The sequence below is a fragment of the Pseudomonas sp. MDT1-17 genome (assembly GCF_054898105.1).
Window position 1 is genome coordinate 4,590,610 of sequence record NZ_JBUBVM010000001.1, and the last position, 24,107, is coordinate 4,614,716.

At 58.8% G+C, this 24,107-nt stretch carries 24 protein-coding genes and 2 pseudogenes; 11 read left to right on the forward strand and 15 right to left on the reverse strand.

The window, feature by feature from the left end:
* Positions 1–39: 39 nt before the first annotated feature.
* Both ACYZTX_RS21320 and ACYZTX_RS21325 read right to left on the reverse strand, forming a co-directional pair.
* Entirely contained in the window at positions 40–789 is a 750-nt protein-coding gene (locus ACYZTX_RS21320; protein WP_462035725.1) for a TerC family protein, read from the reverse strand.
* 28 nt (positions 790–817) lie between these two features.
* Positions 818–1,060: a hypothetical protein gene (locus tag ACYZTX_RS21325; protein WP_283188639.1), complete on the reverse strand. Its 243-nt coding sequence runs from the start codon at positions 1,058–1,060 to the stop codon at positions 818–820.
* Between the two features lie 135 nt (positions 1,061–1,195).
* Here ACYZTX_RS21325 and nhaR point away from each other — a divergent pair, with 135 nt between their 5' ends.
* A complete protein-coding gene (gene nhaR, locus ACYZTX_RS21330; RefSeq protein WP_462035726.1) occupies positions 1,196–2,095 on the forward strand; it encodes a transcriptional activator NhaR in 900 nt (299 codons plus the stop codon).
* A 4-nt stretch (positions 2,096–2,099) separates the two neighbouring features.
* On the opposite strand, the gene ACYZTX_RS21335 is transcribed toward nhaR, so the two are convergent.
* The gene (locus ACYZTX_RS21335; protein ID WP_462035727.1) at positions 2,100–3,254 is read right to left on the reverse strand and encodes an MFS transporter; all 1,155 of its coding nucleotides are present in this window, start codon (positions 3,252–3,254) and stop codon (positions 2,100–2,102) included.
* A 278-nt stretch (positions 3,255–3,532) separates the two neighbouring features.
* On the opposite strand from ACYZTX_RS21335, the gene sstT reads away from it, so the two are divergent.
* Positions 3,533–4,765, forward strand: a complete 1,233-nt coding sequence (gene sstT, locus ACYZTX_RS21340) for a serine/threonine transporter SstT (RefSeq protein ID WP_462035728.1) — start codon at positions 3,533–3,535, stop codon at positions 4,763–4,765.
* A 163-nt stretch (positions 4,766–4,928) separates the two neighbouring features.
* Here sstT and ACYZTX_RS21345 read toward each other — a convergent pair whose 3' ends face one another.
* Positions 4,929–5,438 (reverse strand): DUF1993 domain-containing protein, encoded by a 510-nt coding sequence (locus ACYZTX_RS21345; protein ID WP_462035729.1) that lies wholly within the window; start codon positions 5,436–5,438, stop codon positions 4,929–4,931.
* Positions 5,439–5,577: 139 nt separating this feature from the next.
* Here ACYZTX_RS21345 and ACYZTX_RS21350 point away from each other — a divergent pair, with 139 nt between their 5' ends.
* Positions 5,578–6,225 carry a YceH family protein gene (locus tag ACYZTX_RS21350; RefSeq protein WP_462035730.1) on the forward strand — a complete coding sequence of 216 codons (648 nt, stop codon included), beginning with the start codon at positions 5,578–5,580 and terminating at the stop codon, positions 6,223–6,225.
* A 189-nt stretch (positions 6,226–6,414) separates the two neighbouring features.
* Here the strand turns inward: ACYZTX_RS21350 and ACYZTX_RS21355 are convergent, their stop codons facing one another.
* A complete protein-coding gene (locus ACYZTX_RS21355; protein ID WP_462035731.1) occupies positions 6,415–6,933 on the reverse strand; it encodes a cupin domain-containing protein in 519 nt (172 codons plus the stop codon).
* 12 nt (positions 6,934–6,945) lie between these two features.
* Positions 6,946–7,800, reverse strand: coding sequence for a shikimate 5-dehydrogenase (locus tag ACYZTX_RS21360; RefSeq protein ID WP_462035732.1), 855 nt, complete (start codon positions 7,798–7,800; stop codon positions 6,946–6,948).
* 245 nt (positions 7,801–8,045) lie between these two features.
* On the opposite strand from ACYZTX_RS21360, the gene ACYZTX_RS21365 reads away from it, so the two are divergent.
* From ACYZTX_RS21365 to ACYZTX_RS21375, 3 genes are all read left to right on the forward strand, one after another.
* Complete coding sequence (locus ACYZTX_RS21365) at positions 8,046–8,411, forward strand: hypothetical protein (RefSeq protein ID WP_462035733.1); 366 nt, start codon at positions 8,046–8,048, stop codon at positions 8,409–8,411.
* 232 nt (positions 8,412–8,643) lie between these two features.
* Positions 8,644–8,838 carry a hypothetical protein gene (locus tag ACYZTX_RS21370; RefSeq protein ID WP_003179723.1) on the forward strand — a complete coding sequence of 65 codons (195 nt, stop codon included), beginning with the start codon at positions 8,644–8,646 and terminating at the stop codon, positions 8,836–8,838.
* 100 nt (positions 8,839–8,938) lie between these two features.
* Entirely contained in the window at positions 8,939–9,121 is a 183-nt protein-coding gene (locus tag ACYZTX_RS21375; RefSeq protein WP_095128871.1) for a hypothetical protein, read from the forward strand.
* Here ACYZTX_RS21375 and ACYZTX_RS21380 read toward each other — a convergent pair.
* On the reverse strand, positions 9,118–10,179 hold the full coding sequence (locus ACYZTX_RS21380) for an AI-2E family transporter (protein WP_462035734.1): 1,062 nt from the start codon (positions 10,177–10,179) through the stop codon (positions 9,118–9,120). The genes ACYZTX_RS21375 and ACYZTX_RS21380 overlap by 4 nt on opposite strands.
* A 176-nt stretch (positions 10,180–10,355) precedes the next feature.
* On the opposite strand from ACYZTX_RS21380, the gene trhP reads away from it, so the two are divergent.
* Complete coding sequence (trhP, locus tag ACYZTX_RS21385) at positions 10,356–11,681, forward strand: prephenate-dependent tRNA uridine(34) hydroxylase TrhP (protein WP_462035735.1); 1,326 nt, start codon at positions 10,356–10,358, stop codon at positions 11,679–11,681.
* A 7-nt stretch (positions 11,682–11,688) separates the two neighbouring features.
* On the opposite strand, the gene ACYZTX_RS21390 is transcribed toward trhP, so the two are convergent.
* Positions 11,689–12,552: a LysR family transcriptional regulator gene (locus ACYZTX_RS21390; protein ID WP_462035736.1), complete on the reverse strand. Its 864-nt coding sequence runs from the start codon at positions 12,550–12,552 to the stop codon at positions 11,689–11,691.
* Positions 12,553–12,648: 96 nt separating this feature from the next.
* Here ACYZTX_RS21390 and ACYZTX_RS21395 point away from each other — a divergent pair, with 96 nt between their 5' ends.
* A complete protein-coding gene (locus tag ACYZTX_RS21395) occupies positions 12,649–13,557 on the forward strand; it encodes a DMT family transporter (RefSeq protein ID WP_462035737.1) in 909 nt (302 codons plus the stop codon).
* Between the two features lie 70 nt (positions 13,558–13,627).
* Here the strand turns inward: ACYZTX_RS21395 and ACYZTX_RS21400 are convergent, their stop codons facing one another.
* The gene (locus tag ACYZTX_RS21400; protein WP_462037090.1) at positions 13,628–14,341 is read right to left on the reverse strand and encodes a FadR/GntR family transcriptional regulator; all 714 of its coding nucleotides are present in this window, start codon (positions 14,339–14,341) and stop codon (positions 13,628–13,630) included.
* 276 nt (positions 14,342–14,617) lie between these two features.
* On the opposite strand from ACYZTX_RS21400, the gene ACYZTX_RS21405 reads away from it, so the two are divergent.
* The 3 genes from ACYZTX_RS21405 to ampC all read left to right on the forward strand — a co-directional run bounded on the left by ACYZTX_RS21405 (position 14,618) and on the right by ampC (position 18,606).
* On the forward strand, positions 14,618–15,964 hold the full coding sequence (locus ACYZTX_RS21405) for an MFS transporter (RefSeq protein ID WP_462035738.1): 1,347 nt from the start codon (positions 14,618–14,620) through the stop codon (positions 15,962–15,964).
* A gap of 24 nt (positions 15,965–15,988) precedes the next feature.
* Complete coding sequence (gene gudD / locus ACYZTX_RS21410) at positions 15,989–17,332, forward strand: glucarate dehydratase (RefSeq protein ID WP_462035739.1); 1,344 nt, start codon at positions 15,989–15,991, stop codon at positions 17,330–17,332.
* 116 nt (positions 17,333–17,448) lie between these two features.
* On the forward strand, positions 17,449–18,606 hold the full coding sequence (gene ampC / locus ACYZTX_RS21415) for a class C beta-lactamase (RefSeq protein WP_462035740.1): 1,158 nt from the start codon (positions 17,449–17,451) through the stop codon (positions 18,604–18,606).
* A gap of 231 nt (positions 18,607–18,837) precedes the next feature.
* On the opposite strand, the gene ACYZTX_RS21420 is transcribed toward ampC, so the two are convergent.
* The 6 genes and pseudogenes from ACYZTX_RS21420 to ACYZTX_RS21445 all read right to left on the reverse strand — a co-directional run bounded on the left by ACYZTX_RS21420 (position 18,838) and on the right by ACYZTX_RS21445 (position 24,027).
* On the reverse strand, positions 18,838–19,215 hold the full coding sequence (locus ACYZTX_RS21420; protein ID WP_462035741.1) for a DUF6124 family protein: 378 nt from the start codon (positions 19,213–19,215) through the stop codon (positions 18,838–18,840).
* 278 nt (positions 19,216–19,493) lie between these two features.
* A complete protein-coding gene (locus tag ACYZTX_RS21425) occupies positions 19,494–20,057 on the reverse strand; it encodes a DUF4174 domain-containing protein (RefSeq protein ID WP_462035742.1) in 564 nt (187 codons plus the stop codon).
* Positions 20,058–20,251: 194 nt separating this feature from the next.
* Positions 20,252–22,051: pseudogene (locus ACYZTX_RS21430) on the reverse strand (ATP-binding protein); the annotation flags it as partial.
* Positions 22,052–22,117: 66 nt separating this feature from the next.
* Positions 22,118–22,462: pseudogene (locus ACYZTX_RS21435) on the reverse strand (ATP-binding protein); the annotation flags it as partial.
* Complete coding sequence (locus ACYZTX_RS21440) at positions 22,459–23,058, reverse strand: biliverdin-producing heme oxygenase (RefSeq protein WP_462035743.1); 600 nt, start codon at positions 23,056–23,058, stop codon at positions 22,459–22,461. The pseudogene ACYZTX_RS21435 and the gene ACYZTX_RS21440, both read right to left, overlap by 4 nt.
* A gap of 183 nt (positions 23,059–23,241) precedes the next feature.
* The gene (locus ACYZTX_RS21445) at positions 23,242–24,027 is read right to left on the reverse strand and encodes a sulfite exporter TauE/SafE family protein (RefSeq protein ID WP_462035744.1); all 786 of its coding nucleotides are present in this window, start codon (positions 24,025–24,027) and stop codon (positions 23,242–23,244) included.
* Positions 24,028–24,107 lie beyond the last annotated feature (80 nt).

Genomic DNA, 24,107 nt, shown 5'->3' on the forward strand with positions numbered 1-24,107 from the left:
CCTCTTTCGAGCGCAGGCGGCCGTTTCGTTTATCGCCCGTTAAGCTTCAGTAACTACACGCTTTTGCTTTGACCGCCGCGACATCATGTTCAAACCCTCGATCGTCGCCGAGAACGCCATGGCCGCATAAACGTAGCCTTTCGGTACATGGGCACCGAAGCCTTCTGCGATCAGCGTCATGCCGATCATGATCAGGAAGCCCAGCGCCAGCATCACCACCGTCGGGTTGTCATTGATGAACTTGGCCAGAGGATCAGCCGCCAGCAACATCACCAGCACCGACACCACCACGGCGATGATCATGATCGGCAAGTGCTCGGTCATGCCGACAGCGGTAATGATGCTGTCGATCGAGAACACCATGTCCAGCATCAGGATCTGACCGATGGCGGCAGCGAAGCCAAGCGTCACGGCCGAAGTAGCCGACTTCGGATCATCCGGTGCCGGGTCCATGCTGTGATGGATCTCGGTGGTCGCCTTCCACAACAGGAACAAGCCACCGGCGATCAGGATCATGTCTTTCCAGGAGAACGCATGGCCGAGAATGTCGATCACAGGCTCAGTCAACTGGACGATGAACGCGATGGTACTCAACAGCGCCAGTCGCAGGATCAGCGCCATGCCGATACCGATGCGGCGTGCTTTCTGCCGATGCTGCTCGGGCAGCTTGTTGGTCAGGATTGAAATGAAGATCAGGTTATCGATGCCGAGCACGATTTCCATGACGATCAACGTGGCCAGGGCGACCCAGGCGGTGGGGCTTGCAGCAAGTTCTAAAAGGTATTCCATGGGTCAGTCCTGACTCGTTTTAAACGGTTTAGATTTCCTGGGACGAAGATTCGGTTTTGTCTTTATCTTCGTTTGATGATTCTTTCTTGCTGATCAGGCCGCCGGTGGCGTCGCTGATTGCTTGCTCGGCGGCTTTGTGGGTGTCATCGATCGCTTGCTTGGCGGTTTCGGCAGCCTTGCCCATCAATTGCTGAGCGCTTTTCTCGGCCTGGTCACAACCGGCCAATACCAGTAAAGACGTAATCAGCAGTGCCGTGGTTTTAAGCTTCATGATGCTTTCCTCGATAGAACAATCCGGACCGAAACGATGGCCCGTTGATAGCGAGGCATTCTAGGGAGGCAAACACTTCAGGAAAATTCGTATTTTTAGCGGTTATACTTCGGTTTTTACGAACTGTAGGTCATCATGCTCAATTATCGGCAATTGCATTACTTCTGGGTGGTGGCCAAGACCGGCAGCATTGTGCGCGCCTGCGAGCAACTCAATCTGACACCACAGACCATCAGCGGGCAAATTTCGCTACTCGAACAAACCTATGGCATCGAGCTGTTTCGCCGGGTCGGCCGACAGCTTGAGCTGACGGAAGCTGGACGTCAGGCCCTGCCCTACGCCGAGCAAATGTTTCAGCTGGGAGGTGAACTGGAATTGATGTTGCGAGCGCAGCCCAATGAGCAGCAGATTCTGTTTCGGGTGGGTGTGGCCGACGTGGTACCCAAATCCATCGTCTATCGGCTGATTGCGCCGACCATGGAATTGAGTGAGCCGCTGCGCATCACCTGTCGTGAAGACAAACTCGAACGCCTGCTCGCCGACCTGGCGATCCAGCGCCTGGATCTGGTCATCTCCGACAGCCCGATGCCATCGCACCTGAACATCAAGGGCTACAGCCAGAAACTCGGGGAATGCGGGATCAGCTTCTTTGCCACCGCTGAATTGGCGGCGCGCTACGGCCAGGACTTCCCCCGCAGCCTGCACGGCGCACCGCTGCTGATTCCCGGGCCGGAGACCGTGGTGCGCAGCCGCTTGCAGCGCTGGTTTGCCGAACAGCAGATCCAGCCACGCATCGTTGGCGAGTTCGACGACAGCGCCTTGATGCAGGCGTTTGGTCAATCCGGCAGCGGGATTTTCATCGGCCCAAGCGTGATTGCCGATGAAGTGAAGCGCCAATACGGCGTGGAGTTGATTGGCCAGACTGACGCGGTGACCGAGTCGTTCTACGCCATTTCGGTGGAACGCAAGGTCAAGCACCCCGGCATTGTGGCCATTACCGAAGGTGCCCGACGCGAACTGTTCACCGAGCTGTGAGGTGTCAGGCGCAGACTTCGCGAGGCTTGAAGGTCATCAGCGCGATCGCCAGCAGGATCGAGGCCAGGATAAAACCGGCGGCCGCGAAACCGAGACCTTGCAGTCCGACACCGTCAATGACCCGGCCGCCGATCATGGCGCCCAGACCGATCCCGAGGTTGGCCCCGGCAATGTTCAGCGATGCCGCGAACGCCGGCGCTTCGGGTGCAGCTTTCATCAATCGCACATGGCTGACCAGGAACAACGCCGCCTGCGTCACGCCCCAAATCCCCATCGCCGCCGCCAGACCGAGGGGCGAATGAATATTCGGCACCAACGCCACCAGACCGGCGATCATGAACGCGCAGAACATCATCGAAGCGATCAACGGATGACGATCCACCGCGCGCCCGCCCAGTGAGTTGCCGATCAACCCGACCGCGCCGAAGCCCATCAGGCACCAGCCGACCACGGTGCCATTGAAACCGGCCAAGCGCTCAAGAATGTCCGCCAGGTAGGTGTAAGCGGTGAACATGCCGCTGAACACCAGGATCGACAGCAACACATGCCCCACCATCAGCGGACTGCGCAGGATCTTTAATTGCGAGCGGAAACTCACTTGCTGCTGATGCAGATTGGTTTTCGGCAGGTAGATAAACAGCAGCAACGCCTTGGCAAACGCGATCACCGCCAGAATGCCAAAGGCACTGCGCCAGCCGAATGCATCAGAGATCAGTGTGCCCACAGGAATACCAAACACCGTGGCGCAGACAATACCGAAACCGATCTTGGCGATGGCGCGGCCGGCATAGTCCGGGCCGACAATGCCCACCGCCGTCTCACTGGCCAGCGCCCAGAACACCGGCAAGCCCAGCGCCGGAATCAACCGGGCAATGGCCATTACCCAAATGTTCGGCGCAAACGCCGCGAGGGTGTTGGCCAGACCGAACATGATCAGCACCGAGATGAACAACTTGCGGCGCTCGAACCGGGCAAAGTAAGCGGTCAGGAATGGCCCGAATGCGGCGACCGTGAAGGCGAACAAGGTCACCAGCAAACCCGCCTGGGGGATAGTGACTTCAAGGTCTCGAGCGATGGCCGGCAACAGGCCGACGATGACGAATTCCGTGGTCAGCACCGTGAAACCGGCAGCAGACAACAGAAGGATGGGCAACAACATGCAGACTCCAGAAAACGACGACACCAGCGATAGCCCGAAGGCCCACTGGCATAACATGAAAATGAGGATGCGGAATCTTAACAGAGTGTTTCTGAACGTGGTTGCACGAACCTGCATATCGCGTTGACCGACTGGCGGCAGATCGTCACAGGTCTGAAGGATAAAGACGACGCTGTGATAAAGTCCGCGCCCTGCGATTCGTACACCCTGTTCATCAGCCGTTTGGTGGACTCGATGTCGCGACACCCCGCACCTAATAAAATCAGAGATGCCGTTTTATGACTGTTTCATCCCCTTCGTTGTTGCAACGTTTGAAGCGCTTGAGCCTGGTTACGCAGATAGTCATCGGCCTGATCGCCGGGATTGCCCTGGCGCTGGTTGCGCCTGAAGCGGCGAAGTCCACTGCGTTTATCGGCAAAGTCTTCGTATCGGCGCTTAAAGCTGTCGCACCGATTCTGGTGTTCGTGCTGGTCATGGCGTCGATCGCCAACCATAAGCACGGCCAGGAAACTCACATCCGGCCGATACTGTTTTTGTATCTGCTGGGGACTTTCGCGGCGGCGGTGGTCGCCGTTGTCGCCAGTACGTTGTTCCCGTCGAACCTGGTATTGGCGACTCACGACGTTGCGGTCACCGCGCCGGGCGGTATCAGTGAAGTGTTGCAAAGTCTGTTGCTGAGCGTGGTCGACAACCCCGTCAGCGCGCTGATGAATGCCAACTTCATCGGCATTCTGGCGTGGGCGATTGGCATGGGCATTGCCATTCGCCATGCCGGTGACACGACGCGCGAAGTGCTCGGTGATCTGTCCAATGGCGTGACCTTGATCGTTCGCTTGGTGATTCGTTTCGCGCCGCTGGGGATCTTCGGCCTGGTCGCTTCGACCCTCGCCACATCCGGTTTCGGCGCCTTGATCGGCTACGCGCATCTGCTGGCGGTGCTGCTGGGCTGCATGCTGTTTGTGGCGCTGGTGATGAACCCGGTGATCGTGTTCTGGAAGCTGCGTCGCAACCCGTATCCGCTGGTGCTGATGTGCCTGCGGGAAAGCGGCATCACCGCATTTTTCACCCGCAGTTCGGCGGCGAACATTCCGGTCAATCTGGAATTGAGCAAGCGCCTGGGCCTGCACGAAGACACGTACTCGGTTTCGATTCCACTCGGCGCGACCATCAACATGGCGGGCGCGGCGATCACCATCACCGTGCTGACCCTGGCAGCCGTGCATACGCTGGGCATCGCTGTGGACATTCCTACAGCCATCTTGCTGAGCGTCGTCGCGGCGATTTGTGCCTGTGGCGCTTCGGGCGTGGCGGGCGGCTCGTTGCTGTTGATTCCACTGGCGTGCAGCCTGTTTGGCATTCCAAGTGAAATCGCCATGCAAGTGGTGGCGGTCGGTTTCATCATCGGTGTGTTGCAGGACTCGGCGGAAACCGCGCTGAATTCCTCCACCGACGTGCTGTTCACCGCCGCCGCGTGCCTGGGTGAAGAAGAAAAAGCCGAGCGTATGGCGTAACAAAGATCAAAAGATCGCCGCCTCGTTTCACTCGACAGCTCCTACATTGAAATGCTTACCCCTGTAGGAGCTGTCGAGTGAAACGAGGCGGCGATCTTTTTGATTCACCAAAAAAAGCCCGCCAAGGCATAAACCTTGGCGGGCTTTTGTGTATCCGGGAGTTTTAGAACGCACCCATGTAATCGCGCTTGCCCACTTCCACACCGTTGTGACGCAGCAGTGCGTAGGTGGTGGTGACGTGGAAGAAGAATTGCGGCAGGCCGTAGCTCAGCAGGTAAGCCTGGCCGGTGAAGCGCTTCTCTTTCGGCGTGCCCTGACGGGTGATGATTTCGATGCCTTCCTTGCCGTCGATCTGTTCTGGTTTGATCTCGCCGATGAAGGCCAGCACCTTGGCGATCAACGCTTGCAGCTCGGCAAAGGTGGTTTCGGTGTCGTCGTATTTCGGCAGTTCAACTTCGGCCAGACGCGAAGAAACGCCTTTGGCGAAATCAACGGCGATCTGCACCTGACGGACCAGCGGGAACATGTCCGGGTACAGACGGGCTTGCAGGAAAGCGTTTGGGTCGATGTTCTTGGCGGTAGCGTGTGCTTCGGCCTTGTTCAAAACGTCACTCAGGGCGTTGAGCATTTGTTTGAAAACCGGGACGGAAGCGGCGTACAGGGAAATAGTCATGGCAGTCTCGTGTGGTGACAGGAGGGAAACGTGGGCCGATTATAGCCATCCCCGCCCCTCCTGCGGCTTGTCTTTTATCCTGCAAGGATTACGCTAGGCGGCTTCGACTGCATGCTTCGACTGCATAGGGAAAAGCGCGATGAGCACTGAGCAAGAAACGACCTTCGACGAGCCGCGACTCAACAGCACCGAAATCCGCATTCTGGGTTCGTTGATCGAAAAACAGGCCACCAGCCCGGAAACCTATCCACTGACCCTCAATGCGCTGGTGATTGCCTGCAACCAGAAAACCAGCCGCGAACCGGTGATGAACCTTACCCAGGGTCAGGTCGGCCAAAGTCTGCGCGCCCTCGAAGGACGCGGTTTTACCAAACTGGTGATGGGCAGTCGTGCCGATCGCTGGGAACATAAGGTCGACAAGGCACTGGAACTGGTGCCGGCGCAGGTCATTCTTGCTGGGCTGCTGTTCCTGCGCGGCCCCCAAACGGTCAATGAACTGCTGACACGCAGCGGCCGCATGCATGACTTCGAAGATGCCGAACAGGTCGTGCATCAGCTGGAACGCTTGATTGCTCGAGGTCTGGCGCTGTTGATTGCGCGCCAGGCCGGTCAGCGGGAAGACCGCTACATGCACGCCTTGGGCGACCCGGCTGACATCGAAGTGATCATGGCGGCACGGCAGAACCCGGTTGAACGTGGCACGGGCAGCGGCGTATCGGTTGAGCGGATCGAAGAACTTGAGGCGCGGATTGCGGCGCTGGAAGAGCGTCTGGCCCGCCTCGAGTAAACAACACGGTCTATGTAGCAGCTGCCGAGCCTGCGAGGCTGCGTTCGGCTCGGTCCGCGCTCGGGCGCAGCAGTCGTAAACCCTGCATGTAAGGTTTTCCAGAAACACCGCATCGCTTGATTTAACGACTGCTGCGCAGCCGGACGCAGCCTCGCAGGCTCGACAGCTGCTACAAAGAGGGATGCGTGGTTATTCGCCGTCCCAATAATCCACGCCGTCTGCCGGCCTGGCGACGGCGACGAAGCCCGAGGCATTGCCTTCGGCGTCGACCTTGAAGTCGTCCATCACCGCGTACTTGCCGGAATCCGGGTACTCGCAAATCTCGGGGGATAGCTGGGTGCTGACCGCCAGGTAGCGCAGCTCAGCGTTGCTGGTGTTGATGATCTGGTGCGCGGCTTCAGGGCCGCCCGGCGGGCAGGCAATGACATCTCCGGCGCGAACGGGAAAGCGTTCGGCACCCAAGCGAATCTCCCCTTCCCCGGCCACGATGTAAAACATCTCTTCGTTAACCCGATGACTGTGAAACGGACTGCCACGCATCCCCGGTTCCAGCGCGTACAGGCGATAACCCAGCTTCTGCGCGCCGAGCTGCTGGCCGATGCGCGCCTGCCGCTGCTGATAGCGGCCGGCGGTGTCTCCTGTAGGGGCAAACGCTTCGGGCATCGCCTCAAGTTCGGCTTGATCCAGATTAAGAATGGCAGGATGCATGAATAACCCCGGTCACGGTTTCGCTTGCTGGGCAGCAGTATAGCCAAGGCCACTGCGGGAAAATTCCACGGCGTTGTGAAACTGCTCATCGGTCGGCCGCACGCCGGTGTACAGCACGAACTGCTCCAGCGCCTGGATCGCGATCACTTCCAGTCCGGTGATCACTCGCTTGCCTTCAGCACGAGCGCGCACAATCAGCGGTGTTTCCGAGGGGACGGCCACCACATCGAAGACAGTCTCGGCAGCAGCAATGGTTTCAGCATCGAACGCCAGCTGATCGACTTCGGGGCCGCCAGACATGCCAATCGGTGTGACGTTGATCAGCATCTGCGGCCGCTCCGAGCCCAGCTCCGCTTGCCATTGATAGCCCAGCGATTCGGCCAACGCACGTCCGGCACGCTCATTACGGGCAACGATCAGACCATTTTTGTAGCCACCATCGCGCAAGGCACTGGCCACAGCCTTGGCCATGCCGCCGCTGCCGCGCAGGGCAAAGGTCGATTCCTTCTGCACCTCGTGGGTTTCAAGCAACTGGGCGATCGCGATGTAGTCGGTGTTGTAAGCCTTGAGATGGCCGTCAGTGTTGACGATGGTGTTGATCGATTGAATGGCCGCCGCGGAGGGGTCCAGTTCGTCGACCAGCGCAATGCACGCCTCCTTGAACGGCATCGACACGCCGCAACCACGAATCCCCAAGGCGCGAATGCCGCCAACGGCGCCTGGCAGATCCTGGCTGCTGAAGGCCTTGTAGTAAAAATTCAGGTCCAGTTGCTCATACAGATGATTGTGAAACCGCAGGCCAAAATTGCCGGGACGTGCGGAAAGTGACATACACAGTTGGGTGTCTCTGTTGGGGTTCATCTGCATGAAAAATCTCCTTCAATAGCACTTTCAGATGGACGGGATTAGCCATTCCACCGGGTCTGATCGATCATAACGGCGTGTCTGCACGCGGCATCACTGGACCGTAAAGATGCTAGTACAGACCTTACACAAAATTTACCCAACGGCTGTGCTGAATTTCAAAAAAACGCTGTCTTAGAAGTATCCCCGCGACAATCCTTGGGTCTATTGCAGACGCAAGCGCCGGGTCGAAGAACCGAGGAATTATCATGATCCGTAAAATCCCCACAGTTGCCTTGCTGATCGGTGCTTTTGCTATCGCAGGGCAGGCAGAGGCTGGCGGCGGGCACGGTTGGGAAGGACCGGCGGTATTTGGCGCGATCGTTGGCTCGGCCATCGTCGGTTCGGCCATCATTAACAGCAACCGCCCGGTCTATGTACAGCAACCGGTTTACGTTCAGCCTCAGCCGGTTTATGTACAACAACCTCCACCGGTTTATTACCAGCCGGCACCGGTCTACGTGCAACAACCGGTCTATTACGGCCCGCCGCCGGTTTACTACGGTCCGCCCCGTGGTTATTACGGTCCACCGCGCGGTTATTACGGCCCTCCCCACGGTTACGGCCGCTGGTAACACAATCAAAGGCCCCGCCTCAACAGCGGGGCCTTTTTTGTGACCGTCCGTCGGTAGAGGTCTTGATAAATCTCGCCAAGGTCGCTGTCGGGACAGTCTTTGCGGTTCAAGTTGGCAAGATTGACTCGCCACCCTTCCGCCATTGGGAAAAACGGTCATATTTATGTCATGTCAGGTCCGCAATCTTGGACCTGTCCGCTAACAACAGATTGATAAAAACAAGGACGACCTCATGCCCACGCAAAACCCGCACCGTATTGTCGGCTTGTGCACCTCCAGCAAGGTGTACAACGCACTGACCGAACTCAAGCACCTGGAAGGCCATCGCAGCGCCAAATTTCTTTCGCTGCTGGCAGAAAACCTGGTGCGCAAAGGCCTGCTCAACGAGCAGGAAGTGGTCCATATGCTTGATCTGGTGGTCGACTGAACCGAAAGCTCATTGGCGTCAATGACGACTATCGAAAGCGTTGATTGTCCGTCCAGCCGTCGGGTCCGTAAGGTAGCTCCATAGATTGATGGAGGTACTTATGTCCCAGGTTCAGATCATGTCCGTTATCGGCAGCGCCGTTCCCGCACCGCTCAGAGAGCTAGGATTGCTCGCCTGTTGGTACCTGGTGCAGGACGGTGAACCGATCAGCGGTCCGCTCACCTCGCTGCCGGCCGCCCAGGCACTGTCGCAACGTATCGGCCAAGGCCAACTCAGCGCTTAAGGCAGCTGCACCCGCGGCTTGGTTTCAATGAAGATTGACCAGCTCGACATAAACAGCGCGGCGATCAGCGGCCCGATCACAAAACCATTGAGGCCGAAGACCGCCAGACCGCCAAGGGTCGAGATAAGGATCAGATAGTCGGGCATCTTTGTATCCTTGCCCACCAGGATCGGTCGCAGCACGTTATCCACCAGACCGATCACAAAAATTCCGAACAGCCCCAGCACCACGCCCTGCCAGATCGCCCCGGCGAACAGGAAAAACGCCGCCACCGGTGCCCAGACGATCCCCGCCCCCACCGCTGGCAACAGGGATAGAAACGCCATCAATACCGCCCAGAGCAACGCGCTCGGGACGTCCAGAAACCAGAAAATCAAACCGCCCAACGCGCCTTGCGTGATTGCCACCAGCAGGTTGCCCTTCACTGTCGCCCGCACCACGCGATTGAACTTTAGCTGCAGACGGCGTTTCTGGTGTTCATCCAGCGGCACGGCAGCGCGTACTTTTCGCGCCAGTTCTGCACCGTCGCGCAAAAAGAAGAACAGCAGGTACAGCATGATGAAAAACCCCATCACGAATTCGAACGTACCCTGACCAAAACTGAAGGCTTTGTTGGCGATGAACTCATTGCCTGTCACTGCACTCTTGATGATTTTCTCCCGCAACCCGTCCAGCTCGCCAACCCCGGCCCGATCGAGCACGTGCTGAAAGTACGGCGGCAGGCTTTGTTTGAAACGCGTCACATACCCGGCGATGTCCAGTTCGCCGCTTTCGATGCTCTTGTACAGAGCGGCCCCTTCTTGAACCAGCAAGATACTGAGGATGATCACCGGCAGGATCGCGATCACCACGCATATGCTCAGGGTGAGCAGCGACGTCAAGTTGCGCTCCCAGCCGAACTTCAGTTGCAGTCGACGCTGCAGGGGCGCGAAGAGGATACCGAGGATGACCGCCCAGAACACCGCGCCGTAAAACGGCAGCAAAATCCAGATGAAAGCGGCGGTGACCAGTCCCAGTAAAATCGCCAGTGATTTGTTTTGCAGTTTCTCTTCGTTCATGTCCAATCCATGTCAGTCCGCGGGGGCGCAGGCTCTTGTGCTGAAGAGCCGTGCTGATGCTTAGTCCGCCACGGTTCGCGCGAGTGCCATCCGTTTGTTCATCAAGCATAGATCCAGATCAATGAATCTTTGGGGCAAGCCGCTTATTCTCGGCGGCTTTTGTGACCGACACTGCCATGACCCTGCTCCCCCCGGAACTGCTCGCCCCCGCGGGCACCCTGAAAAACATGCGTTATGCCTTCGCCTATGGCGCCGATGCGGTGTACGCCGGTCAGCCCCGTTACAGCCTGCGGGTGCGCAATAACGAATTCGATCACGCCAATCTCGCCCTCGGCATTCACGAGGCCCAGGCTCAGGGCAAGCGTTTTTATGTGGTCGTGAACATCGCCCCGCACAACGCCAAACTGAAAACCTTCCTCAAAGACCTGGCGCCGGTGATTGCCATGGCGCCGGACGCGCTCATCATGTCCGACCCGGGCTTGATCATGCTGGTCCGCCGGCATTATCCGCAGATGCCGATTCACCTTTCGGTGCAGGCCAACACGGTGAACTGGGCCAGTGTCGAGTTCTGGCAGCAACAAGGCTTGAGCCGGATCATCCTGTCGCGGGAACTGTCCCTGGAAGAAATCGCTGAAATCCGCGAGCAGGTCCCGGCGATGGAGCTCGAAGTGTTCGTTCACGGCGCCTTGTGCATGGCCTATTCCGGCCGCTGCCTGCTGTCGGGTTATATGAACAAGCGCGACGCCAATCAGGGCAGCTGCACCAACGCCTGTCGCTGGAAGTATTCGGCGCAGCCGGCCACGGAAAATCAGCTGGGCGAGATCGTGCAGACTTTCCAGCCTGAACCGACCCTGGGCATCGGCGCCCCGACCGATCAGGTGTTCCTGTTGCAGGAAGCCAACCGGCCCGACGAACTGATGCCAGCTTTTGAAGACGAACACGGCACCTACATCATGAACGCCAAGGATCTGCGCGCGGTGCAACACGTCGAACGCCTGACACAGCTGGGTGTGCACTCATTGAAAATCGAGGGCCGGACCAAATCCCACTTTTACTGCGCGCGGACCACTCAGGTTTACCGCCGGGCGATCGACGACGCAGTGGCTGGTCGTGAGTTCGACCGCAGCCTGATGACGGACCTGGAATCCCTCGCTCAGCGCGGCTACACCGAAGGTTTTCTGCGGCGGCATGTGCATGACGAATACCAGAACTACCAGCACGGCAGTTCGGTGTCGGAGCGCCAGCAGTTTGTCGGCGAGCTGACCGGTGAGCGGCGTGACCGGATGGCGGAAGTCAAGGTGAAGAATCGGTTTGGCCTGGGCGATCACATGGAACTGATGACGCCAAAGGGTAACTTCCAATTCGACTTGCATCAGCTGCAAAACATCAAAGGCGAGCCGATCAAGGTGGCGCCGGGGGATGGGCACACGGTGTATCTGCCGATTCCGGATGCGGTGGATTTGAGTTTTGGGTTGTTGATGCGGGATGTCAGCGTGCCTTGATGTCCGCCTACGTGAACTCCTCCCGCAACATCCCCACAAACGCCTCCCGCGCCGGGTGAACCCCGGCATTTTCATGCCAGTAAAAAAGGTTGTCGATCGCCGTCAGCTCAGGGAACTCAAATCCTGCGCAACCCGCTCCTTTGGCGTACTGATCAAACACCCCTTTAGGCACCAGCGCAACGCCCGCCCCAGCACTGACGCAGCCGACAATCGCGCCGTAACTGGCCAGGCTGACGATCGGCAATGCCTGCCCCTGCCGCAACAACCAATGCTCCAGCGCCGCCCGGTAGGGACAACCCTGAGGCCACATGAACACGGTCTTGTCCTGCAAATCCGCGATATCACGCACCGGCCCCATTGACGTCGAGGCAATCAGCAGCAGCTCCTCGCGGTACATCGGCGTGCGCTTGAGGTGTGAGCGCTCGACATCCACTGCGACGATCGCGCCGTCGAGTCGGTGATTGAGTGTGTCGTCGAGCAATTGGCTCCAGCTGCCGGTGGTCAGCTCCAGCGCAACCGCAGGGAAACGCTTGTGGAACTTCGCCAGCAGCCGCGGCAAACGACCGGTCGCCGACGACTCGATGGCGCCTATGCGCAACGGTCCGGATGGCTCGGCGGCAGGGTCCATCGCGCGTTTGGCTTCAACCGTCAGGGCGAGAATTTTCGAGGCATACGCCAGAAAGGTTTGCCCCGCCGGGCTGATTCGCAGCCCTCGGCCCTCGCGTAGAAACAGCGCGACACCCAGCTCCGCTTCCAGGGACTTGATCCGTGCCGTGATGTTCGACGGTACGCAATGCAACAGTTCAGCCGCCCGGGCGATGCTGCCGACCTCGGCGACGGTCTTGAACATGCGAATCTGTGCCAGCTCCATACATCACCTAAAGTGAACAGTTGATGCAGTATAAGTCAGCTGTGGAGAACGGTCAGGCTTCTGATACTCGGTGCCTATGCCCACAGGTATCCGACCATGCAACCGCTCACAGCCACCTCCCATTCCCCCGTCAAAATCATCCTGGCCATGGCCTTTGTTGTTGCCTGCTGGGGTTACTCACCGACCGGTATTCACATCGGTCTGCAGGCCTATGATCCTGGACATCTAGCACTGCTGCGGTTTCTGGTGGCATCGGCGTTCATGGCGGTGGTCACAGTGTTCCGCGGCATCAGCCTGCCGACTATTCGCGACCTGCCGCTGATGTTCGCACTCGGTTTCTTTGCGGTTAGCCTGCACCATGTCGCGCTGAATTTCGGCCAACAAGGTGTCAGCGCCGGAGCGTCCAGCGTATTGGCACAATCGACGCCGTTGTTTAGCACACTGCTGGCGCGCTTTGTATTCAAGGACCGGGTGAGCGTGTGGCGTTGGGGCTGTGTTTTTCTGGGATTGACCGGCGTGGTGATTGTAGTGGCCGGCGATCACGGACTGGGCAGCATCGACGCCCATGGATTGCTGATTTTGTTGGCGGCGGTGTCGTGGAGTTTTTACTTTGCATTGCACAAGCATCACTCGCGGCGCTACGACGGGCTGACATTGGTGTGCTACACCGTCTGGGCCGGGACGGTGCTGCTGTTGATTTATCTACCCGGCCTGGCGAATCAGGTGCTCAGTGCACCGGTTCATGTGCAACTGGCGGTGGTTGCGCTGGGCGTGTTCCCAAGCGCCCTCGCGTACCTGGCCTGGGCGTATGTGTTGGCTCACGTAGACCTGAGCCGGGCAACGATGACGCTGTATCTGATTCCACCGACCGCCATGGCGATTGCGTCTTTTGCGCTGGGCGAACGGCCGACGTTGATGATCATTGTTGGCGCGCTGGTGGTGCTGGTCAGCGTGTTGGCGTTGAATCTGGAGCGGCGGGTGGTGGCTCAGGTGGCTAGCATCTGATCGTTGATCTGCGTTGAGGCGTCTGGCGCTATCGCGAGCAAGCTCGCTCCCACAGGAATCACGGCGGTTGTCAGCGCTCTGTCGAAAACCGGTCGCGACTGTTGGTCAGGTGCAGCCACATGGCCGCCCGCGCCGCATCCGGATCCTGGCGCTTGATGGCGTTGAGAATCGCCTCGTGCTCAAGGTTGGCCAGTTGCCCGAGCTTGCTCAAGTCCACTGCGCCGCGCTCGGCGGCATTGACGCGGGTTCGCGGGATCATGGCGCTGCCCAGGTGCTGCATGATTTCGGTGAAGCACACGTTGCCGGTGGCTTCGGCGATCAGCAGATGGAAGCGCTTGTCGGCTTCGACGCAGCTGTCGTTGTTGGCCAGCAGGCTCTGATAGTCGTCCAGCGCTTCGCGCATCTGCGCCATTTGATGATCCGTGCGACGGGTTGCCGCCAGTGCGGCGGCCTGGGTTTCCAGGCCCATGCGCAACTCCAGAATGCTGCGCACCCCCAGCGCGGTATCGACGTTCAACCGAAGCCCCTGTTCCGGCGCTCGTTCAATCACAAAGGTGCCAATACCGTGCCGGGTCTCCACCAACCCGGACGCCTGCAACTTCGAGATCGCCTCGCGCACCACCGTGCGACTGACCCCATGCTCCTGAACAATCGTGTTCTCGGACGGCAGCTTGTCCCCGGGCAGCATTTGGCCGAGCAGGATGCTCTGGGTCAGTTTGGTGACCAGGTCATAGGCCAGGTTGTGGGTGCGCTTGCGGGCAGGCGCGTCGAGGTCTTCTTGCATGGCGGTCATCCGAAATCAGGGCTACCGGAATCGTAGCACTGCGCTCGGCGGGAATCTCAGGAAAACGCCGCCAACTTGTATGACAACACTCAACAACTACGGCACAAGACCACCAAGAAGGCGCCAACCACCGCAAAATGAACAACACATCCCTTGTACAGCGCCATTTTGTTGGACAAAGACACTTGCAGGACGAAAAAATGCAGTTGTATGATGTCCATCAACTCGTCACGCCCGCCACACCCCGCATAACAATAATCAGTGGGAGATAACGCAGTGAATACATCCATATCCGGGATGAACGATGGCGCCGACTCGGTCCTGAAGTCCGCCATCTCGAAAGTGAAACGCCATGTACTGCCGCTGTTCGTGATCATGTTCATCGTCAACTACATCGACCGCGTGAACATCGGCTTCGTCCGTGCCCACATGGAACATGATCTGGGGATTGGCGCTGCCGCCTACGGCCTTGGTGCCGGGCTGTTCTTCATCGGTTACGCGCTGTTTGAAGTCCCCTCCAATATCCTCCTGCAAAAAGTCGGCGCACGAATCTGGCTGACCCGCATCATGCTGACCTGGGGCCTGGTTGCCGCTTGCATGGCGTTCATCCAGAACGAAACCCACTTCTACATTCTGCGATTCTTGCTGGGCGTGGCCGAAGCCGGTTTCTTCCCCGGCGTGATTTATTACTTCACCCGCTGGTTACCTGGCGTTGAGCGTGGCAAAGCAATTGCGATCTTCTTGAGCGGCTCGGCCATTGCTTCGCTGATCTCGGGTCCGCTGTCCGGGCTGCTGCTACAAATCAGCGGGTTCGGCATGCACGGCTGGCAATGGATGTACTTCATTGAAGGGATGTTCTCGGTCGGGCTGTGCGTGTTCGTCTGGTTCTGGCTGGATTCAAAACCCCACGACGCGAAATGGCTGAGCCGTGAAGAACAGGACGCTCTGGTCAAAGCCATCGACGACGAACAACTGGCCCGCGAAGCCGCGACACCGATCAAACCTTCCTTAAGCACACTGCTCAAGGATCGCCAGATCATCCTGTTCTGCCTGATCTACTTCTTCATCCAATTGACCATCTACGCCGCGACTTTCTGGCTGCCGAGCATCATCAAAAAGATGGGCGATCTGAGCGACATACAGGTCGGGCTGTTCAACTCGATTCCGTGGCTGCTGTCGATCGTCGGCATGTACGCCTTCGCTTCGCTGTCGGCCAAATGGAAGCATCAACAAGCCTGGGTCGCTGCTGCCCTGCTGATTGCGGCGGCCGGAATGTTCATGTCCACCACCGGCGGGCCGATCTTCGCTTTCGTTGCGATCTGCTTTGCTGCGTTGGGTTTCAAATCGGCGTCGTCGCTGTTCTGGCCGATTCCCCAGGCCTATCTGGATGCACGGATCGCTGCAGGCGTGATCGCGCTGATCAACTCGGTGGGCAACCTCGGCGGCTTCGTCGCACCAACCACCTTCGGCCTGTTGGAAGAACGCACCGGTTCGATTCAGGGCGGGCTGTACGGCCTGGCCGCGACCTCGATCATTGCCGCGATCATCGTCTTCGCCGCACGCAATAAACCGAAACCCGCACCTGCTGTTGCTCTGGGCAAACCAGCGCCCAACCACGGCTAATCATCTGTGTTGAAGGACATGAAAATGAACGCACAAGAAACCGCAAAGGCCCCGATCATCACCAGCATGCAGGTTGTTCCGGTGGCTGGCCACGATGGCATGTTGCTCAACCTGAGCGGCGCTCACGGGCCGTTTTTCACCCGCAACATCGTGATCCTCAAGGACAACGCCGGTCACACTGGCATCGGTGAAGTACCGGGCGGCGAGCGCATTCGCCAGACCCTCGAAGACGCTCGTTCGCTGGTGGTCGGCAGTCCGATTGGCACTTATCAAAAGATCCTCAATCAGGTGCGCCAGACTTTCGCTGATCGCGATGCCGGCGGTCGCGGGCTACAGACGTTCGATTTGCGCATCACCATCCACGCCGTCACTGGCCTTGAAGCGGCGCTGCTTGATCTCTTGGGTCAGCACCTGGACGTGCCGGTCGCGGCCCTGCTCGGTGAAGGCCAGCAGCGCGACGAAGTGAAGATGCTGGGTTATCTGTTTTATGTCGGTGATCGCAACGAAACCGATCTGGCCTACCGCAGCGAACCGGACGCCGACAACGACTGGTTTCGCGTGCGTCACGAAAAGGCCATGAGCGCCGACGCCGTGGTCCGCCTGGCCGAAGCCGCCCACACCCGATACGGTTTCAAGGACTTCAAACTCAAGGGCGGCGTGCTCAGTGGCGATGCAGAAATCGAAGCCGTCACCGCTCTGGCCGAACGCTTCCCCGACGCACGCATTACCCTTGATCCGAACGGCGCGTGGTCACTCAAAGAAGCCATTCGCCTGTGCCGGGATCAGCATCATGTGCTGGCTTACGCCGAAGACCCGTGCGGCGCGGAAAACGGTTATTCCGGACGTGAAGTCATGGCGGAATTCCGTCGTGCCACGGGTCTGAAAACCGCCACCAACATGATCGCCACCGACTGGCGGGAAATGGGCCACGCGATCCAGTTGCAATCAGTGGACATTCCGCTGGCCGACCCGCACTTCTGGACGATGCAGGGCTCGGTCCGCGTGGCGCAGATGTGCCATGAGTGGGGCCTGACCTGGGGCTCCCACTCCAACAACCACTTCGATATTTCCCTGGCCATGTTCACCCACGTCGCGGCGGCCGCACCGGGTGAAATCACCGCCATCGACACCCACTGGATCTGGCAGGACGGTCAGCGCCTGACCAAAGCGCCGCTGCAAATCGTCGGCGGCTGCGTGCAGGTGCCGAAGAAACCCGGGCTGGGTGTCGAACTGGACATGGATCAATTGGCCAAGGCCCATGAGCTGTACAAAGGCATGGGATTGGGCGCGCGGGATGACAGCGTGGCGATGCAGTTTCTGCTGCCGGGATGGACGTTCGACAACAAGCGGCCGTGCCTGGTGCGCTGAATCAGCGGTCGCAACTGGCCTGTTAATAATCAGCCCGGCCCGCCTATGGGCGGCCGGGTTTAAAAACCGCTCGGAGCGTAGCGTTTAACACCCTAAAATAACGCGCAATCGAATCAATGACGGACCAAACCAACATGGATAGGCTGAAGACTCTCGCCGTTTGCGTGGCGGTGCTCGCCACCGGCCAATGTGTCGCACAGGATCAAATCGAGACGGTGGTGAATGCCGCCGTACGACCGGTCATGCAAGCCCAGGCCATTCCCGGAATCGCCGTGGCAGTGACCATCAACGGCCAGCCGCATTACTTTAACTACGGCGTGGCCTCGAAGGAAAACGGCAAAGCCGTCACCGAAGACACCTTGTTCGAGATAGGCTCGGTGAGCAAAACCTTCACCGCTACCCTCGCCGCCTACGCTCAGGCCACCGGCAAACTGTCGCTGTCCGACAAGGCCAGCAGCGTTCTGCCGGAACTGCGTGGCAGCGCGTTCGATAGCATCAGCGTGCTGCAACTGGGCACCTACAGTGCCGGCGGCCTGCCGCTGCAATTCCCCGGCGATGCAGATGCGCCGGACAAGATGCTCGGCTATTTCAAACAGTGGAAACCGACCTATGCCGCCGGCACCCATCGGCAGTATTCGAACCCGAGCCTGGGGTTATTCGGTTATCTGGCAGCCAAAAGCATGGGCCAGCCGTTTGATGAATTGATGGAAAAGACCCTGCTGCCGAAACTTGGGCTCAAGCACACCTACCTCAAAGTGCCGCAGGCTCAAATGGGGCTTTACGCTCAGGGTTACAACAAGGATGACAAGCCTGTGCGGGTTGGGCCGGGGGCACTGGATTCAGAGGCGTATGGCGTGAAAACCAGCGCTGCGGACCTGATTGGGTATGTTGAGGCGAACATGAAACCCGGGGCTCTGGAAAAGCCTTTACAGCAAGCAATCGCTACGACTCACACCGGCTATTACAGGGTCGGCGACATGACGCAGGGGCTGGGATGGGAGTTTTACCACTACCCGGTCACCCTGGATACATTGCTGGCGGGGAACTCGACGCAGATGGCGATGGAGGCGCACGAAGTCCAGTGGCTGACCCCGCCGCAGCCTCAACCGAAAAGCGTGCTGATCAACAAAACCGGTTCAACGAGCGGCTTCGGTGCTTACGTGGCGTACGTTCCGTCGAAAGACATCGGCATCGTGATCCTGGCGAACAAGAATTATCCGAACCCGGAGCGGATCAAGATTGCTCACAAGATATTGAGTGCCCTGACTGAATAACCCAGAGCAACTCAATCCCCTGTAGCAGCTGTCGAGCCTGCGAGGCTGCGTTCGGCTGCGAAGCAGTCGTGATCCGGCTAATGAGGTTTATCTGTAAAACTGCGGTTGCAGGATTTACGACTGCTGCGCAGCCGAACGCAGCCTCGCAGGCTCGGCAGCTGCTACAGGTATCTTTCGGGCAACAAAATGGGCGCCCCTTTTAAGGTCGCCCATTGTCGTTATTACGTCAGTTCAATGCCGAGTCGGCGGCTGGGCGTCAGGACCATCGTTTCCCGGATCAAGATTGTCCCGAGCCTGATTCACCAACAACTCCGCAATCCCTGCCAACTGCTGAATCGCCCCGAGCATAGCTCGATTCGAGCCATCCCGCTTGACGGCAAAATTCACAATCACGCCATTCAGGGAAGCGAGGGTTTCGCTGGCCTGATGCAAGAGGGTGATGGTGTCGACGCCGGGGGCAATTGAGAAGATCTGGTTGATCGGGACGGAACGCCTGGGCTTGCGCGCACGAATGCTGGTGTCGCGCCCGGACGTACCGCCAAGCCGAACGAGCTTCAAGTGGCTGGCATCGGTTGGGCGTTGTGCATCATTTTTGCCGAACTTCTTCATAGACGAGGCTCCTTTCTGGCCATTGGTATTGTTCGTCCCTGGATCCCTCAGTGTTGCGGACTCCCACGTCCGACCGCGAGTTTTGCGGTGGCTCACGAAAGCTAACGGTACGCGCTGACAGAAACCAGTTCATGAAATCCGATATGACTTGCAGGAAATTTCCGAGACCAATAGAAGCCAATACATCTCACCCTGAAACACCCGGTTTTTTAGCAGCAGCCGAGCAAAAAAATGGGCGACCTCTTGAGGTCGCCCATTTTTCATACAAAAGTCTGCGTTTAATCATCCGGCATTTCAGGCGGCTTGGCGGGTTTGGCCGGTTTGCCCGGTTTTGCGCCTTTGGCACCCTTGGCGGCCGGTTCGGCGACAACGGGCGTCGCGACCGTCGGTGCTGCAGCTTCTTTCTCGGTCACCGGCAACGCGTCGATGGTCTCGAAAATTTTCTTCAAATCGACCGATTTTGATTCATCCCCCGAACTCTCGAATTTCTTTTCGCCGTCCTTGCCCACCAGGATGACTTTGGGCAACCCCCCCGCACCGAGTTTCAGCGAGCGGATCAGTGCCATGGTGTCCTGTTGGCCGAGATCCTTGCCGTCGAGCTGACCGAACATGTTCAGCACGGTGTACACCCTGATATTGCGTTGGGCGACACCCTCCTTGTTGGCCGGATCGTCCAGCGACTTTTTCAGGCTCGTCCAGACCGGGTCAACGGTGCTGGGAGCAATAACAATCAGAGGCCGGGCCCTGCCCTTGTCCATATCCAGAGGTGAGCCGTCATCGGCAGCGAACAAGGGGCCGGCGAAAGCCAGCAAGGTAGTCAGGGTCAATGACCTGATGAGCATGCGCATCTCCTTTTGATATCCACGCTCTAATGATTGCGCATCGCGGCGTTCGTTCCGGGTGACGCACCGCAATTGTGTTCCGCCTTGCCCAAAGCTTAGGTCAGGGCGGTCATTGCGCAACAGGCTGAGCTAATCCCGGATGGGCATCTGCTGGAGATTCTGACCCGACCCTAAGCCGCGTCAGCTACCAACGCCGGAATGGAAAAGGTAAACACGCTGCCAATCCCCGGTTCGCTTTCGGCCCAAAGCTCTCCGCCATGGGCCTGCACGATGCTGCGGCAGATGTACAACCCCAGGCCACTGCCGTTGGGATTACCGTCACGAACCGACCAGTAGCGCTCGAAGATGTGCGGCAAATGCACCGCGTGGATACCACCGCCATTGTCGCGCACCGAAATCAGCACCTTGCCGTCTACCTGACGGGCGCTGAGGTCAATACGTCCGCCCGAGGGGGTGAATTTAATCGCGTTACCCAGCAGGTTCGACAGCACCTGGAACAACCGCTGGGGATCGGCTTCGATGCTCAATCCTTCAGAACTGCTGCAGTTGAGCTCGATGTTTTTGTGAGACGTGAGGGTCACCAGCAACCCACAGGCCTCTTCAAGCAGGTTGACCACATCCAGCGGTTTGCACTCGAGTGGGTACCTGCCTGCATCGAGTTTCGACTTGTCCAGCAAATCGGCAATCAGGGTGTTCATCCTTGCGGTGGCTTCCTCCATGGTGCCCAGGGCCGCGCTCAGGCGCACGGTATGCTGGCCTTCGTCCTTGGCGACCAGGCGCTGCATCATTCCGCATTGCATGATGATAATGGTCATGGGATTGCGCAGGTCATGGGACACCACCGCCACCAGCTCATCACGCTCGCGGACCGCTTCATGCTCGCGGAGCACCTGACGGGCGAGGTCGTTTTCGATGGCACTGCGGCGTAGCTCTCTGACCGCATAAGCATCCGCCGCGCTCCATTCGCGCGCCCTGCCCTCCACTTGCTGCTCCCACAGTGCAAAGGATGTACGCGGCTGCAAACGGTTGTCGCCTGCGGCACTGAAATGCTCATCAGGATTGCCGCTCCACTTCATGCTGGAGCGCAGTTGCGGGCGGAACCACAGGACGCCGTTGTCCACCGGTTTGGGCAGCACGAAAGCCAGCAGACCGCTGGCCACGTCACAGTAGAGGGCGCTGACCCCGTGCAGGCCTTGCAGGTGGTCGGTCAACAGCGGCTCGCCGCTTGCCAGGCATTGCTCGCGCACCCACAGGTAAAGCGCTCGTACCTGCTCGACCGTCGGGCACTCACCAAAAAGCTGCAAGCGGTCTTCGATCAATACGGCGACGCCACTGGCCCCGGTCAGGGCTTGCAATGACTCCGGGTGGTTGAGCAGCCCCTCCAGCACATCGTTTTCAGCCAGGCGCATCGCTGCGGTCAGTTCATTGATCAGCCGGGATTTCTGTTCACGCTGGCTCTGTTCGTCCCGGGTTTGCAGTGCCGTGATCTGCACGCTGAGCAACTGGGCGATCGCGGCGCACATCGTGCGCACCGAATGGCTCACCAGCAGCGGTTCGGGATGGGCACACGTGATCAGCCCCCACAGCTGATCGCTCGCAAGCAAAGACAGGCTCATGGAGGCCCGCACGCCCATGTTTTCCAGGTATTGGCAGTGCACCGGCGATACGCTGCGCAGGACCGAAAATCCCAGGTCCAGCGGCTGTCCGGTGTCGGGGCGCAACGCCGGAAGAATCGGCACCGGCACATAACGCGCATCCGGAATCACCCGGATCCAGTTCAGGCGATACAGCTCACGCGCCTGCGCTGGAATGTCCGAGGCGGGGAAACATTGCCCCAGGTAACCGGGCAAAACCCCGCCCAGCGCCTCGCTGATGACTTGCCCATGCCCCGCCGGCTGGAAACAATAAATCATCACCCGGTCGAAGCCAGTCAGGCGGCGGATTTCATCGACACTGACGGCGTACAAGTCGTCCAGCGTGCTGGCTGCCTGCATCCGCCGCAGTGCCCGAAGCAGGATGCCGGTGTTGTCCGGCGCAGCGTCGTGCAACGGCTCCAGTTCAAGAATAATCACGCTGTCATGTCGGTTGAGCGATCCGTTGAATCGCTGCCCTGCCATCTCCAGCAGCAACGGATTGGCTTCCTCCAGATCATTCAACAACAGCGCCTGACGAACCTGCTCTGCCGCCGTGACACCCGACAGCATCGTCAACGGTTGCTGCAATAACGCCGCCGCCGTCTGACCGAGCAACGACGCACAATTGCGGCTGATCTGCTGGATGATCAACTCAGGCTCACTCAGGGCCAGCAGAACGCCATGGGGCTGGATCGACCCCGGAATCCGGATCGCTTCGCGGGCGCACTCGGCGAGCGCAGCATCGAGTTGCTCATCAGTGAGGCGATTCATACCAATACCTCGCAGCGCTCGAGCCAACCTTCGAAGGCCTCGAACGTCGCCTGGGCCGCGGTCACCGACGCCGCCCGTTCAACGGGATCACACACCTCATACAGGCATGCCAGAAAACCGCGCCACATCAGCAAGGTCGACCTGCCATACACCGCAAAAAACCGGCCGCCCGTGTGTTCATCGACACCGAGGCGCGAGTACAGGCCGTTGCGCAGCGATTGCCCGCCCAGCGTCGCGCCTTCAAGGACGTACAGCACGCCCAGCACATCGGCAATGGAGCGCGGCTGAAAGGAAAACTGGCAGAGGGGGATGGCATCAATGGCGGCGGTGTCCAGCCCCAAGGCATACAGATCGGCTTCAAGCGATGGGGTTTTGCTACGAATCAGCCAGTCCAGATCAGGAATGGTCATTGCCACCTGGGACAGCAGGTTTTCCAGCGGCCGATAAAAACCGTAGTAGGCCTCGATCAGGCGGGTGTAGAGCAATAAATCGGCGGTGAAAAACGGAATGCGTTTTTCCAGCACTTGATGCTGCCGGGTCGTGGCGGTGCGCAGCTCACTGAGAATCAGCGGCAGGCTTTTGGGCGGGGCTGTCACGACAGTCTGTCGAGGCAATACCCGGCTTCGTGGCTTTGATATTCAGCGATTAGCGCGCACACGTGCCACCTCTTGTCGATCACGGGGAAATGCCGACAGGTCATTCACGGGTAAATGAAGGCGGGCGTTCCACCGTAGCACTATACGGCGCAGGAGGTGGTTTGTTTCTGGATCCTGTGTCGGCTAAAAAGCCAGTTTGTAACCGATCAGCACCAGCATCGTGGCCAGGCAAGGACGCAACACTTCATCGGAGATGCGGCCCGTCAGGTGGCTGCCCAGGTAAATCCCCGGCAGCGAACCGACCAGCAAGTAACCCAGCACATGCCAATCCATGTTGCCCATGCTCGCATGGCCGAGGCCTGCAACCAGCGTCAGCGGTACGGCGTGCGCGATTTCCGTGCCCACCAGGCGGCGGGTCGGCAGCAGCGGATAAAGTATGAACAACGCGACGGTGCCCAGGGCGCCTGCGCCAATGGAGGTCAGGGCAACCATGGTGCCGAGGACCAGGCCGGTGATCACGGTCAGTACATTCAAGCGGTTGCCGCTGGGGTTGTAATGACCGCCCGCGCGTTTGTGGGCGAAATCGAGCAGGCGTTTCTTGAAGAAAATCGCCAGCGCCGTGGCAAACAGGACAAAGCCCAACGCCTGTTTGATAACAGCGTTCATCGCCTCGGGTGATGCCTGCAGGGTGCTCAGGAACCACAGCGTCAGTGCCACCGCCGGCACACTGCCGAGGGTCAACCAACCGGTAATTGCCCAGTCGATGTTGTTGTTCTTTCTATGAACCAGCACACCACTGGACTTGGTAATCGCCGCGTACAGCAAATCCGTGCCCACTGCGGTGGCCGGATTGACGCCGAACCACAACAGAATGGGGGTCATCAACGAACCGCCGCCAACGCCAGTCATCCCGACAATAAAGCCGACCACCAGACCTGCAATGACCAAACCGAAATTACCGAATTCCATTAACACGCCCACAAAAAACGCATGAAAAATCTGGCCCGCAGCATAGCGATTTTTCTTATAACCAGTTATATCGATGCGAT